General features: G+C 45.6%; 10 protein-coding genes and 1 riboswitch. Of the genes, 8 read left to right on the top strand and 2 right to left on the bottom strand.

All coding sequences use genetic code 11. The features are described from left to right. Positions 1-87: 87 nt before the first annotated feature. Positions 88-717, bottom strand: coding sequence for a peptide-methionine (S)-S-oxide reductase MsrA (gene msrA / locus MSG36_RS22315; protein WP_019821425.1), 630 nt, complete (start codon positions 715-717; stop codon positions 88-90). Positions 718-912: 195 nt separating this feature from the next. On the opposite strand from msrA, the gene MSG36_RS22320 reads away from it, so the two are divergent. From MSG36_RS22320 to MSG36_RS22330, 3 genes are all read left to right on the top strand, one after another. Further along, positions 913-2,625, top strand: a complete 1,713-nt coding sequence (locus tag MSG36_RS22320) for an autotransporter assembly complex family protein (RefSeq protein WP_248369749.1) — start codon at positions 913-915, stop codon at positions 2,623-2,625. Beyond that, on the top strand, positions 2,622-6,380 hold the full coding sequence (locus tag MSG36_RS22325; protein ID WP_248369751.1) for a translocation/assembly module TamB domain-containing protein: 3,759 nt from the start codon (positions 2,622-2,624) through the stop codon (positions 6,378-6,380). Before MSG36_RS22320 ends, MSG36_RS22325 begins: the two co-directional genes overlap by 4 nt. 73 nt (positions 6,381-6,453) lie before the next feature. Then, entirely contained in the window at positions 6,454-6,807 is a 354-nt protein-coding gene (locus MSG36_RS22330) for a gamma-glutamylcyclotransferase (RefSeq protein ID WP_061039622.1), read from the top strand. A gap of 89 nt (positions 6,808-6,896) precedes the next feature. Here MSG36_RS22330 and fbp read toward each other — a convergent pair whose 3' ends face one another. Then, positions 6,897-7,907, bottom strand: coding sequence for a class 1 fructose-bisphosphatase (gene fbp / locus MSG36_RS22335; protein WP_017097551.1), 1,011 nt, complete (start codon positions 7,905-7,907; stop codon positions 6,897-6,899). Positions 7,908-8,178: 271 nt separating this feature from the next. Between fbp and mpl the strand changes: the two genes are divergently transcribed. The 5 genes from mpl (at position 8,179) to thiQ (ending at position 13,810) form a co-directional block, all read left to right on the top strand. Further along, on the top strand, positions 8,179-9,537 hold the full coding sequence (gene mpl, locus MSG36_RS22340; protein ID WP_248369753.1) for a UDP-N-acetylmuramate:L-alanyl-gamma-D-glutamyl-meso-diaminopimelate ligase: 1,359 nt from the start codon (positions 8,179-8,181) through the stop codon (positions 9,535-9,537). A gap of 38 nt (positions 9,538-9,575) precedes the next feature. After that, positions 9,576-10,199 carry a flavin prenyltransferase UbiX gene (locus MSG36_RS22345; RefSeq protein WP_016787846.1) on the top strand — a complete coding sequence of 208 codons (624 nt, stop codon included), beginning with the start codon at positions 9,576-9,578 and terminating at the stop codon, positions 10,197-10,199. Positions 10,200-10,242: 43 nt separating this feature from the next. Then, positions 10,243-10,362, top strand: a riboswitch (TPP riboswitch). A 53-nt stretch (positions 10,363-10,415) separates the two neighbouring features. Beyond that, the gene (gene thiB, locus MSG36_RS22350; protein WP_050622160.1) at positions 10,416-11,408 is read left to right on the top strand and encodes a thiamine ABC transporter substrate binding subunit; all 993 of its coding nucleotides are present in this window, start codon (positions 10,416-10,418) and stop codon (positions 11,406-11,408) included. An 84-nt stretch (positions 11,409-11,492) separates the two neighbouring features. Then, positions 11,493-13,106: a thiamine/thiamine pyrophosphate ABC transporter permease ThiP gene (thiP, locus tag MSG36_RS22355; protein WP_017063731.1), complete on the top strand. Its 1,614-nt coding sequence runs from the start codon at positions 11,493-11,495 to the stop codon at positions 13,104-13,106. After that, positions 13,106-13,810, top strand: coding sequence for a thiamine ABC transporter ATP-binding protein (gene thiQ / locus MSG36_RS22360; protein WP_248369755.1), 705 nt, complete (start codon positions 13,106-13,108; stop codon positions 13,808-13,810). Before thiP ends, thiQ begins: the two co-directional genes overlap by 1 nt. Positions 13,811-13,911 lie beyond the last annotated feature (101 nt).

Genomic DNA, 13,911 nt, shown 5'->3' on the forward strand with positions numbered 1-13,911 from the left:
CACCGAATAGATTAACAATGAAAAGGGCTTCCTAATGGAAGCCCTTTTTAATGCGTGTACTTTCTCGCTGGTATGTCGAACAGCACTTTATTGTGGAGGGAAACAGACACCTGTTCCACCCAACCCGCAATACCCATTCGGGTTTTTAGCTAGGTATTGCTGGTGGTAGGTTTCTGCGAAAAAATATTTTCCAGCAGGCAGAACTTCCGTCGTGATCTCGTTGCCTAAAGATTCAGTCATTGCTCGTTGATATTCACGTTTAGAGTGCTCAGCGATAGACTGTTGTTCTTCACTGAAGGTGTAGATCGCAGAACGGTACTGAGTCCCTAAATCGTTGCCTTGGCGCATTCCTTGAGTTGGGTCATGACGCTCCCAAAAGGTCTCAAGTATTCGAGCTAGAGAGGTTTGTTCACTATCAAATATGACACGAACGACTTCGGTATGGCCGGTTTGCCCAGTACATACTTGTTCATAAGTGGGATTAACCGTGTAACCGCCAGCGTAACCAACGGATGTTGAAATAACGCCATCCAATTGCCAAAACAAACGCTCAGCTCCCCAGAAGCATCCCATACCAAACAGGACTTCTTGTTGAGAGTCCGTAGGCGCATCGAGCAGGTCGGTTTGATTGACGAAATGGCGCTCAGTGATTCGAATTGGGTCAGCATTTCCCGGTAGTGCAGTTGCTGCAGAAACCAGTTGTTGTTTGTTTAGCATGTTATATTCCTTTTCGCATACGTTTACCGCGCTGGCTTTTATTTAACGTGGGTTCATATTAACTGTTGGTCAATATTGAATAAGTCTTTAAATTAGACCGTGTTATTCCAGGATTTATTACAGACTCAATGCCTATTTAGCGGTATTATTTCTTTTCACTTATTAACGTATTGATAACTTCTTCACCAATTAAACATGATAAGAAAAACTTTACCAGTTCTGATTGGCACTCTATTGTCATCGACGCTCGCTTTCGCTGACGTTTCCCTTGAAATCAAAGGGCTAGATGGAGCGCTTGAGGATAATGTTGATGCTTATCTGAGTGCGATCCCTGAAGAAGAGTATTCGGTTTCACTAAGATTCCAATCCCGCTTGGAATCTATGATTAAAGAAGCCCTGAATGCGTTAGGCTACTACCACCCTAAAATCACATTTACTCACTCCGAAGATGATACCGAAATGACCGTTACGGTTGAGCCGGGAGAGCCTGTTGTTATTTATACTTCAGATATCGTTCTGACGGGTGAAGCCAAAGATGACCCAGACTTTTTAGCCTTGATAGCGAAGAGTAGCTTGTCTAAAGGTTCGACTCTGAATCATGGTAATTATGACTCTTTGAAATCGTCGATCCGCAACCTTGGCTTAGCGAAAGGCTACTTCGATGGTGCTTATGATCTTAGTAAGCTAGAAGTCGCTCCTGAATTGAATCGCGCTTATGTTCGTCTTCATTATAACAGTGGTATCCGCTATCACTTTGGTACTACTCAGGTTACTGGTAGCCAGATAGAAGAAGATAAGGTGCAGTCACTTAAACCATTTGAGGATGGCGAACCTTACTCAATAACCAAAGTCGGTGAGTACAACCAAAACCTGTCTAATACGGATTGGTTCTCCTCGGTATTTGTTGAACCAGATTTAAGCCAGTTAGGCGAAGGTAGAGAAATTCCGATGAAGGTTAGCCTTGCTCCGCAAGCTCGTAACCAAATCGAAACGGGTATCGGTGTCTCAACCGACCTTGGTGTGAAAGGCACTCTCAAATGGAAAAAACCTTGGGTTAATGATCGAGGCCATAGCTTCAATAGTAGCTTGTCGATCTCGAAGCCTGAGCAGACGATCACGGCAGCATATAAAATCCCATTGGATGACGTACTTAATGACTACTACCAAGTTAAGTACGGTATGAAGAATTTGGATAATCGTGATACCAAGAGTTTGGAATCAAACCTTGCCTTAGAAAGATATTGGCGCCTGGATAACGGCTGGCAACGCACGGTGTTCATTCGATATTTGGTCGAAAACTATGAGCAAGGTTTGCAGGATGACTTGGCGCAATTTGTGCTGCCGGGTATTGCTTTCTCACGCACTCGAACACGAGGTGGTTCGATGCCGATGTGGGGCGACAAACAAACCATTATGTTTGAAGCTGCTGATGATACCTTGTTATCTGCAACTAAGGTTGTCCGTTTTCAAGGTCAAACCGCTTGGATTCGAAGCATTGGCGACAATCACCGAGGCTTAACTCGACTTCAATTTGGCGGCAACTTTGCTGACGAGTTTGATAAGCTATCTCCCTCCCTAAGATTCTTTGCTGGTGGTGACAACAGCATTCGTGGTTATGGTTATGAGTCGATCTCTCCTCGAGATGAAAGTGGTGCACTAACGGGTGCAAAATTCATGGCAACCAGTTCGTTTGAATACCAATACCGCTTGGTTGGAAACTGGTGGGGAGCGGCATTCTACGACATTGGTGATGCATTTAATGATAAACCTGAATGGAAACACGGCACTGGTGTCGGTGTTCGTTGGGCGTCACCTGTTGGTCCAGTGAGTTTAGATTTTGCTTGGGGTCTAGATGCGAAGAAAGGCGATGAGTTCCAACTGCACTTTAGTTTAGGGCCAGAATTATGATCAAAGTGATGGGCAAATGCATTAAGTGGACGTCGATTTCATTGACGTCTATTTTGCTGTTGTTGATAGCCCTGCTCGGTTTTGTTTTGTTCACCAATCTAGGGTTGAACACTGTGCTGTGGGGCGCTGAAAAAGCATTGCCACAATTGAAAGTGGAGAGCACCAAAGGGGCCCTGTTCCCAAGTTTTACGCTTAATAACGTTCAGTTTAAAGATGACAACCTACATATCGATACCAAGGTTCAAAAGCTGAACTTGGCTATTAATCCTCGCTGTTTACTCGACCCTAAGTTGTGTGTCGACCGCTTAGCGATTCAAGGTTTGGACTTTGCATTTACGGAATTACCTCCAGTTTCTGAAGAAGAAACTGAACCGACTCCGCCAGTGACATCAGTGAAAACGCCGCTACCAATCGTGATCAATCGCATCGCATTGTCTGATATCAAACTGAAGATTCTAGGGCATGAAATCGAGTGGGGTTTGTTTTCAACGGCTTTGAGTATGCAAGGTGAAAAGCTGACGGTATCGCCAACCTTATTTAATGATCTGAAAGTTAAGCTCGCAGAATCGACAGAAGAGCCACCAGCTGAAACGGTAGAACCAGAAGCTGCTGCTCAAACGGCGATTGAACTGCCTGAAGTCTGGATTCCGTTACAGGTTGTGTTAGAGCGCTTTGATTTAAATCACTTCACCTTAGTGCAAGAAACCCCAATTGTTGTCAATCATCTTGGACTCGAAGCTCAAGCGGGCGGGCATAAAGTGGATGTTTCAACACTTGAGCTCGACATGCCACAAGCAAGCGCGAATCTAACGACTAAGGTTGAGCTCAAAGATGGCTACCCGCTAGACCTTTCTTTAGATGCTTTGGTGAAAGAAACCGACCTTGCTGGGCAGAAGTTGTCTCTGAAAGCGCAAGGTAGCGTGGCTAAACTAAACCTAGATTCCCAATTTTCTGAGCTGATTGAGGCAAAGTTGTCTGGGGATATTCAACCCTTAGAGCCGACTCTGCCATTTGACCTTCTTTTAGAGGGCGGACAAGCGCAGTGGCCCCTTACCGGAAAAAGCGATTACCAAGCGACAATTGAGCAATTCAAAGCTGATGGCTCACTAGATGGTTTCAATGTTCTTCTTAAAGGTGAAGCCGATGGTAAGGAAATCCCTGAATTAGCCATCGATCTACAGGGTAAAGGCACGACGGAACAAATTGAGCTCGAGCGTCTAAAACTGAACACGCTAGGCGGTGAACTTAACGGTGTCGTTAAAGCGAACTGGAAGAGTCTCGTTAACTGGCAAGCTGACGTGACACTCAAAGGTATTCAACCGGGTCTGCAGTGGCCAGAAGCCGAGGGCAATATTAGCGGAAGCATCGTCACCTCAGGTGAGTTGACGGAAGCGGGCGGTTGGGCAATTGAACTGTCTAAATTGGATATTGAAGGGATCTTGCGAGAATATCCTCTGGATATCGAAGGTCAGTTGTCAGCGTCGGATCGCAGCGCGAGCGGTGAACCAAAACTGAAAACCAGTGGCTTGAGTTTGGCTCACGGTGTTAACTCGATTAAGGCTCAGGGTGAGCTTGATAAGAAATGGGACATGGGCGTTGAGATTTACTTCCCTGAGCTTGTAAAAAGCGTCCCTGATTTGAAAGGTAAAGTGATTGGTAATATCCAGCTAAGTGGTCCAACGAAAGAGCCTGAAGTCGATCTCGCTCTAAATGTGGATAAGGTAGATTGGAATAACGAAGCAACACTAGAATCCTTGTCGCTTAATGGCTCTGTGATTCCTCTGCCATTGCCTGAAGCTCAAGCCGATCTTGAATTAAAAGCTAACAACCTAACCTATCAAGATCAAAGCGTAGAAAGCATTGATCTCACGGTGAGTGGTGGTGAGAAGAAACACACAGTGACACTTGATGTTATATCCGACATCGCGTCTACAAGCTTAGCTATTTCAGGAGAGTTGATTCAAAAGCCTTCTCTTATTTGGGATGGTTCGTTAGACAGAGTCAAAATCACCACTCAGCAAGGCCCTTGGGTGTTAGACCAACCTGTCGCGATAAAGGCGGATGTCGATAAGCAGTTTGCCGATGTGCAAGCGCACTGTTGGAAACAATCGGGTTCAAGTGTGTGTTTGGATGAAGACGTTCGTGTCGGAAAATCGGGTGAGGCCAAAGTGGCCATCAATCAATTCGATTTCGAGCAGATTAAAGCCTTTGTGCCTAAAGAGACGCAATTACAGGGCTTAGTCAATGCAACCGCTCATGCTAAGTGGTCTGAACAAGGTGAGCCTGAGGTCACGGTAAGCGTTGATATGCCGAAAGGTCAGGTTGTTCAACAAGTGGGTGAGCCAATCACACTGGGTTGGGAAAGCGTTGCATTGAATGCCCAACTGAAAGACAACAAACTGGATGCCGACTTTAAGTTGGATGTTTCCGACAATGGTGACCTGTCTGGTACGGTGTCGTTACCGAATATTCTTGCCGAAGACAAAATGGTCGATGCGGCAATTAAGCTGACCACGTTCCATCTTGATTTCTTACAACCAATTCTAGGTGAATACAGCTTATTGAAAGCCGACCTTGAGAGTGATCTTCAAGTTAAAGGCTCTTTGATGCACCCTCAAGTCTTTGGTCAATTCTCTGTTGATGGTATTCAAGTAAAAGGCGACGTCACGCCTGTTGATGTGAAAGATGGCCGCATCGACCTCGACTTTGATGGTTATAGTGCAAAACTGGATGCGAATGTGGAAACGCCTGATGGTCACCTTGATATTGAGGGAACCGGAGATTGGCAAGATCTTACAGCATGGCACTCTAACGTTAGAGTTTTCGCTGATGAGTTGATGGTTGATATCCCACCTATGGTTAAGGTGAAGGTCGTGCCAGATATGACCATTGATGTCACACCAGAACTGGCGAAAATTACCGGTGATATTGCCTTACCATGGGGACGCATTGTTGTTGAAGACTTACCACCGTCAGCGGTTGGTGTCTCTTCTGATCAGGTTATTTTGAATAAAGATCTAGAGCCAGAAAACGAAGATACGATTCCATTTAATGTGATGACCAACATTAATATCTCCATTGGTGATGACTTTAAACTGTCTGCCTTCGGTCTTGAGGGTGATTTGGTCGGTAAGCTCAATGTGGCTCAAAAAGACCAAGGTCCATTTATTACAGGTGAAGTAAACATCGTCGATGGTACTTACCAATCATTCGGTCAAGACCTGTTGATCGAAGAGGGTAAGATTCTAATGAATGGACCTCCGGATCAGCCGTATGTAGCCATCAATGCGATTCGTAATCCTGATAATACTCAGGATGATGTGACCGCAGGTATTCGAGTGACAGGCCCGGCGACAGAGCCGACCATCGAGATTTATTCTGACCCTGCGATGCCACAAGCGAACGCACTGTCTTATATTTTGCGTGGCCAAGACATCGACGGTGAGTCAAGCGGTTCGATGACAACGACCTTAATCGGTTTGAGTTTAGCGAAGAGTGGTAAGGTTGTCGGCGAAATCGGTGAAGCCTTTGGTGTACAAGATTTGCAACTGGATACTGCAGGGTCTGGCGATGACTCTCAAGTGACGGTAAGTGGTTACATCCTGCCAGGCTTACAGGTGAAGTATGGTGTGGGTATCTTCAACTCTTTAGGTGAGTTTACCGTTCGTTATCGATTGATGCAGGATCTTTATGTTGAAGCTGTGTCAGGTCTCGACAGTGCTGTAGACCTTCTGTATCAATTTGAATTTGAGTAGAGCAGTTTGAGATCGAGTCGCTCTGGTTTTATCCATTGGTTGGAATGCAAGTAGAAAGGCTCATGGAGGGCGTATGCAGCATCTTGTTTTTGTTTATGGAACCTTGAGGCAAGGTCAGTCCAATCACCACTATTTGAAGGGCTGCGAATTATTAGGGCAGTTTGATACACCCAAGGAATACGCACTTTTTGACTTAGGTGCCTATCCGGCGATGATTCTTGGAAAGAAAAGTGTCGCTGGTGAGGTCTATATCATTAACGACGAAATTTTAGAGTCGCTCGATCGGCTAGAAGATGTTCCTGTTGAGTATCGTCGCGAGCAAATAGAGACTATATTTGGATTAGCATGGGTATATTTGTATCAGCTTGATCTAACAGCTAATAAAGAAATACTTTCGGGTAACTGGTGTAAGCGGAACAACGCTTAGTCGCTATATATTCTGAGTTATCAAACAAAAAGCCAGCATGTGAATGCTGGCTTTTTTAATGACGCTATTTTGAGGAATGAACGAGAGGTTTAGTCTCGGTTCAGCTCAAGAAACTCTTCTACTTTGCGAACCATGTCTGTTGAACCAACAAAGAAAGGTACACGTTGGTGCAGCTCAGTTGGTTTGATATCCATGATACGTTGAGCACCGTCTGAAGCGATGCCGCCCGCTTGTTCCATAAGGAAAGCGATTGGGTTGCACTCGTAAAGCAGGCGCAGTTTACCTTGAGGGTGACTTTGCGTGCTTGGGTACAAGTAGATGCCGCCTTTCAGCAGGTTACGGTGGAAATCTGAAACTAGAGAACCGATGTAACGTGATGTGTAAGGGCGGTTGTCGCTTGGCTCATTCTCTTGGCAGTACTTGATGTACTTCTTAACACCCGTAGGGAAGCGGATGTAGTTACCTTCGTTGATTGAGTAAATCTTACCTTCGTCTGGAATCATCATGTTTTCATGAGATAGGCAGAAGGTACCCAGTGATGGGTCGTAGGTGAAGCCATTTACGCCAGCACCTGTTGTGTATACAAGCATGGTTGAAGAACCGTAAATCACGTAACCCGCGGCTACTTGCTTGTGTCCTGGCTGTAGGAAATCTTCTTGTGTTGGTGGAGTACCGATCGGTGATACTCGACGGTAGATAGAGAAAATTGTACCAACCGATACATTCACATCGATGTTTGAAGAGCCATCAAGTGGATCCATCAGTACAACGTATTTTGCGTTTTTGTTGAGCTCTTTATTGAAGGCGACAGCTTCGTCTTCTTCTTCACTTGCAACACCACAAACTTGGTCACGAGCTTCTAGAGCCGCTTTAAATTTGTCGTTCGCGTAAAGGTCTAGCTTTTGTTGCTCTTCACCTTGCACGTTGTCTGTACCAACAGCGCCAGTGATGTCGACTAGGCCAGCCTTGTTGATCTCACGGTTAACAATTTTTGCAGCAAGTCGAATAGACGACAAAAGGGATGATAGATCACCGCTTGCATGGGGGAAGTCACTCTGTTTCTCAACAATGAACTCACCAAGGGTGCGCATCTCAGACATGTTATTTCCTTAAACTTCTCTCAATATTAGGGGGGATTTGAGCACTGTAGATTCGGCCTCTTGAGTGGGCTTTATTCATCTAGACGCTTACCCAAATTCTAAAGGTTAGATCTTTTTAATGGTAATGAACTAAGCGACACAGATCTCACTTACTATGTCGACTCAATTTGTTTTGCATTGCCGCTCGCTTTTAATCGCCATTTAATGATAATGAGTGCAAGCCGTTTTTAATTAGGCATCGTTTATTTAGCCAAGCGTTTGGAAGCAATTTATGCATATTCATATCTTAGGAATTTGTGGCACCTTCATGGGTGGTGCTGCGGTATTGGCTCGTCAATTAGGTCACAAGGTTACGGGTAGTGACGCGAATGTTTACCCACCAATGAGCACCTTGTTGGAATCGCAAGGGATTGAAATTATTGAAGGGTTCGACCCTAGCCAATTAGAACCAAGGCCAGATCTCGTGGTTATCGGTAACGCAATGAGCCGCGGTAATCCGTGTGTTGAGTATGTGTTGGATAACAACCTTAGATACACCTCTGGTCCTCAGTGGTTGCAAGAGTTCCTGCTGCATGACCGTTGGGTGTTAGCGGTATCGGGAACGCACGGTAAGACCACGACATCAAGCATGTTGGCTTGGATCTTGGAAGACTGTGGCTATGCACCGGGCTTCTTAGTTGGCGGAGTGTTGGGTAACTTTGGTATCTCTGCTCGCCTTGGTGAAAGCATGTTCTTCGTGGTAGAAGCCGACGAATACGACAGTGCTTTTTTCGATAAACGATCTAAGTTCGTTCATTATCACCCAAGAACCTTGGTGATGAATAACTTAGAGTTCGATCATGCGGACATCTTTGACGATCTTGAAGCGATTAAGCGTCAATTCCATCATTTGGTACGCACTGTGCCAAGCAATGGCCGCATTTTCTCACCTAAGCAAGACACCGCGATTCGAGATGTTCTAGCTCGCGGTTGCTGGAGTGAAACTGAATCGAGTGGCGAACAAGGCGACTGGGATGCCAAGAAACTGGTCAAAGATGGCTCTCAATTTGAGGTTTACTTCCAAAATGAATGTGTTGGAACCGTAAATTGGGATTTAGTGGGCGATCACAACGTAAATAATGCCTTGATGGCGATTGCAGCTGCACGTCATGTGGGCGTGACACCTGACCTTGCTTGTGAATCACTAGCTACCTTTATTAATACTAAGCGCCGTTTGGAGTTTAAAGGCGAGGTGGCAGGTGTGTCTGTTTATGACGATTTTGCTCATCATCCAACGGCGATTGAACTTACGCTCGGCGGATTACGTAATAAGGTCGACACTAAGAAAATCATTGCCGTTTTAGAGCCTCGCTCTGCCACCATGAAACGTGGTGTGCACAAAGAAATCCTGGCTGATTCGTTGAAGCAGGCGGATTCTACCTACTTATTCCAACCGGATAACATTGATTGGTCAGTTCAAGATGTTGCAGACGCTTGTCACCAACCTGCACACGTGAGTGATGACATGGATGCATTCGTTGCTAAAATTGTCTCAGAGGCACAAGCTGGCGACCAAGTATTGGTAATGAGTAATGGTGGCTTTGGTGGCATTCACCAAAAACTGTTGGATGGATTGGCACTCAAAGGCTAACGGCATCCACGACCTTATAATTTGAAGTAATTGAGAACATGACAAAACACGATAAAGCGATAACTCTTGCTTTCACTGGCGCATCCGGTGCGCCTTATGGCCTACGTTTACTTGAATGCCTTTTGGCAGCCGATTATCAGGTCTACTTGCTGATTTCATCGGCAGCGCGAGTGGTATTGGCGACCGAGCATGAACTTAAGTTACCTGCTGGGCCAGATGCGGCGAAACAAGCTTTGGTTAAACATCTTGGCTGCGACCCTGAAAAGCTAGTGGTGTGTGGCAAAGATGATTGGTTCTCGCCGGTTGCCTCTGGTTCAGCAGCGCCGAAGCAGATGGTAGTGTGTCCATGTTCAGCGGGAAGCTTGGCTTCGATTGCACATGGCTTGTCGGATAACCTGATTGAGCGAGCAGCAGATGTGGTCATGAAAGAGCGAGGCCAATTGTTGTTGGTGGTTCGTGAGACGCCATTTTCGACGCTTCATCTAGAGAACATGCACAAACTCTCGACCATGGGCGTAACGATTATGCCAGCGGCTCCGGGTTTTTATCATCAACCTAAGTCAATTGAAGATCTGGTCGACTTTATGGTAGCGCGTATCCTTGACCACTTAGGTATCGAACAAGGTTTAGTGCCACGTTGGGGCTACGATCAACGTAATTGATCTAAACTTGATAGCTTATTGTTAAAAATCAAATTACAATCCTGAACACTCATCGGGGAGCGAACCATTCAAATAATGAATGCGAGCTGAGATCAAGCAGATGCTTGGGACCCGTAAACCTGAACCAGATAATGCTGGCGTAGGAATTGAGTTAGGAACAACCTATACCGTTCTCCTCCCTCAAACCTGTGCCGCTCAGACCATGGAGAGCGTCCAGTGAAATTCACATTAACTACCCTTGCTGTTACTACAGCTATTTCTTTTTCTGCCTTTGCTGCAGACAACACTTTGACTGTATACACCTATGACTCTTTTGCTGCGGATTGGGGCCCTCGTCCTGCCGTTGAAAAAGCATTCGAAGAGAAGTGTGGTTGTGATGTGAATTTTGTCGCTCTAGAAGATGGCGTGTCTATTCTAAACCGTTTACGTCTTGAGGGCGGCAACAGCAAAGCCGATATCTTGCTAGGTCTCGACAACAACCTGATGGCTGAAGCGAAAGCGACGGGCTTATTGGCTGAGCATAATGTTGATACTTCATCAGTAACACTGCCTAATGGTTGGAACGACAGCACTTTTGTACCCTACGACTTTGGCTACTTTGCTTTTGTTTACAACAAAGAGAAGTTGGCAAACCCACCGAAGAGCCTTAAAGAGTTGGTTGAGCAGCGTGATGATCTCAAGGTTATCTACCAAGACCCACGTACATCAACACCAGGCCAAGGCATGATGCTTTGGATGAAATCAGTATACGGTGATGAAGCGACAGCAGCATGGAAGAAGCTTGCTCAGAAAACAGTGACTGTAACCAAAGGCTGGTCTGAAGCTTACTCAATGTTCCTAGAAGGTGAGTCGGATTTAGTGTTGTCTTACACAACGTCTCCGGCTTACCACATTATTGCTGAGAGCGATTCTAAGTACGCAGCAGCAAGCTTTGAAGAAGGGCATTACACTCAAGTGGAAGTGGCCGCTAAGGTTAAAGGCAGCAAGAACGAAAAGCTTGCTGATGAGTTTATGGCGTTTATCCTAAGTGATGAATTCCAATCGGCGATGCCAACAGGCAACTGGATGTACCCAGTGACCGATATTGAGCTTCCAAAAGGGTTCGAGCAACTTACGGTTCCTCAGAAAGCGCTAAGCTTTACGCCCGAAGAAATTGCAGCTAAGCGTAAGCCATGGATTCGTGAATGGCAGAGTGCACTTACTTTTTAACTTTCTATTTAAAAACTAGCTTTCTGTATTTAAAGGTTCATCCGTTATGTTTGGAGTGAACCGTTTACGGTAAAAAATCAATCTATGATAAAGAAAACACCTAAGGTAGGTATCTGGGTTGCGATACTCATTACCGCCTTCGTGGTTTCAGCAGTTGGGGCATTGCTTAGCAATGCCCCTTCTCTTGATATCAGCCAAGTATGGTCCGATCCCTACTATTGGCATGTAACGAAATTCAGTTTTTATCAGGCGACACTCTCAACGGCACTGAGTGTTGGCTTTGCTATACCTATTGCTCATGCGCTGTGTCGTAGGCAATTTTTTGGACGCGCTTTGTTGTTAAGGCTGTTCGCGTCGACCTTAGTCCTGCCGGTGTTAGTGGGTGTATTTGGCTTACTTGCGATCTATGGCAATAGTGGTTGGTTAGCTAAGTTTTTGGCGAACTTCGATATTGAATTGCCATTTTCCATATACGGATTGAATGGTATTTTGCTGGCGCACGTTTTCTTCAACTTGCCTTATGCCAGTCGCTTACTTCTGCAAGCGTTAGATACCGTGCCTGCCGAGCAACACAAGCTTTGTGCTCACTTGGGTATGAGTCATTGGAACAAATTCAGATGGGTTGAATGGCCTCGCTTAAGACAGCAATTACCACATGTGTGTGGCTTAGTCTTCATGTTGTGTTTTACCAGCTTTGCTACCGTGATGGCGCTAGGCGGTGGACCTAAATCAACCACTATCGAGCTCGCTATTTATCAGGCGATTAAATTCGACTTTGACCTTCAAGCTGGTGCCTTGCTCGCGATATGGCAAATGCTGCTGTGTGGTGTGCTAGCGGTGAGCATTCAACGCCTATCGAAGCCTATTTCAGTGACGGCCAGTCAGCTGTCGGAAGAGAAATATTTGGTTAAGGACAGCTGGTGGTCAAAAGCTTGGGATAGCTTTTGGATCATCATAGTCTCAATGCTGGTATTGCCGCCATTAGCTATGGTTATCGTCAGTGGAATTAACTCGCAGGCATTAACCGTACTCAGCAGCGAGCCGTTTTGGGCGGCGTTAATGACCTCGGTTAAAGTCGCGTCATTAGCAAGTGTTATCGCAGTTGGTATTGGTATCGCCATACTACTGACTAGCCGAGCATGGCGTTTACAGAACAAGAATTTTCGAGCCGATAAAATCGAGCTGATTGGCACTATTATCTTGGTGACTCCGGGGCTGGTGATCAGTACGGGTATCTTCTTATTACTGCGTTCATTCACCGATGTATTCAGTTTAGCTTTCTTTATCGTGATTGCCGTCAACAGCTTAATGGCGCTGCCTTACGTAATTAAAACCCTAGCTCAACCTATGCTGCATTTGTCTCAGCAGTACCAGTATGTGTGTGCAAGCTTGGGTATGACAGGTTTCACGCGTTTTAGGTTAGTGGAGTGGCGAGCATTGCGTAAGCCGATGGCGCAAGCCTTCTCGATTAGCTTTATGTTGGCGATGGGTGACTTAAGCGCGATTGCTTTGTTTGGTAGCCAAGATTTTAGAACTCTGCCTTTGTACCTATTCCAATTGTTAGGCAGCTATCAAATGGAAGCGGCGGCGGTAGTTTCTGTGAGCTTACTGTTACTGAGTGTCGGCAGTTTTAGCTTAATAGAATTCTTATTTACTCGAAGATCTAAGCTCGATGCTAAAGAATTAAGGAACCGATGATGTTAGTGATGAAAGATGTGGATTACCACTATCACAGAGAGTTGTTTAGCTTTGATTTTCAAGCTGAGCAGGGCGATATTGTTGCGCTTATGGGGCCGAGTGGTGCGGGTAAGTCTACACTGTTGGCGCTAGTTGCTGGTTTCATCGAGCCTACATCGGGTGAGATATCAGTGGCTGGGCAGTCGCTTATTGGTAAAGAAGCACATCAGCGCCCGTTGGCGATGCTGTTTCAAGAGCACAACCTGTTTGCTCACCTTACGGTGCGAGAAAATATTGGTTTAGGTCTGCATCCAGGTTTAAAGCTTACTGCAACCCAAAAGCAAGCTGTGGAGCAAGCCGCAGCACAAGTTGGTGTTGCTGAGTATTTGGATAGATTGCCTGAGCACTTATCCGGCGGTCAACGCCAGCGTGTCGCGTTAGCGCGTTGTTTTGTTCAGCCTCATGATATTTGGTTACTTGATGAACCTTTCTCTGCGCTTGATCCTTTGCTGCGTGAAGAGATGCTTAGCTTAGTGAAGCGATTAGCGGCAGAGCGAAATATTACGGTCTTGATGGTGACTCACCATTTAGGTGACGCACGCAGTATCGCGAATAAGTTTGTGTTTGTGGCGCTAGGTAAGGTGTTAGTTGAAGACTCGATAGAGGCACTGACGACGGATCATCCACAGGCAGAATTAAGCTCATTTGTTAAGGCGGGTGAGTAACGATTCATCACTTCGATTGAATGTTTCTTGGTATTGAGTGTGTCGAAAATAAAAAGACCTAGCATGCGCTAGGTCTTTTATTAACTCTATGAGTAAAGCGA

It is taken from the genome of Vibrio sp. 1CM8B (genome assembly GCF_023161685.1).
GTDB classification, from domain to species: Bacteria; Pseudomonadota; Gammaproteobacteria; order Enterobacterales; family Vibrionaceae; genus Vibrio; species Vibrio coralliirubri.

Coding starts and splice junctions, on each gene's coding strand:
- fbp (WP_017097551.1), bottom strand. CDS start 7,907: ATGTCTGAGATGCGCACCCTTGGTGAGTTCATTGTTGAGAAACAGAGT.
- thiQ (WP_248369755.1), top strand. CDS start 13,106: ATGTTAGTGATGAAAGATGTGGATTACCACTATCACAGAGAGTTGTTT.
- MSG36_RS22325 (WP_248369751.1), top strand. CDS start 2,622: ATGATCAAAGTGATGGGCAAATGCATTAAGTGGACGTCGATTTCATTG.
- MSG36_RS22320 (WP_248369749.1), top strand. CDS start 913: ATGATAAGAAAAACTTTACCAGTTCTGATTGGCACTCTATTGTCATCG.
- thiP (WP_017063731.1), top strand. CDS start 11,493: ATGATAAAGAAAACACCTAAGGTAGGTATCTGGGTTGCGATACTCATT.
- MSG36_RS22345 (WP_016787846.1), top strand. CDS start 9,576: ATGACAAAACACGATAAAGCGATAACTCTTGCTTTCACTGGCGCATCC.
- mpl (WP_248369753.1), top strand. CDS start 8,179: ATGCATATTCATATCTTAGGAATTTGTGGCACCTTCATGGGTGGTGCT.
- MSG36_RS22330 (WP_061039622.1), top strand. CDS start 6,454: ATGCAGCATCTTGTTTTTGTTTATGGAACCTTGAGGCAAGGTCAGTCC.
- msrA (WP_019821425.1), bottom strand. CDS start 717: ATGCTAAACAAACAACAACTGGTTTCTGCAGCAACTGCACTACCGGGA.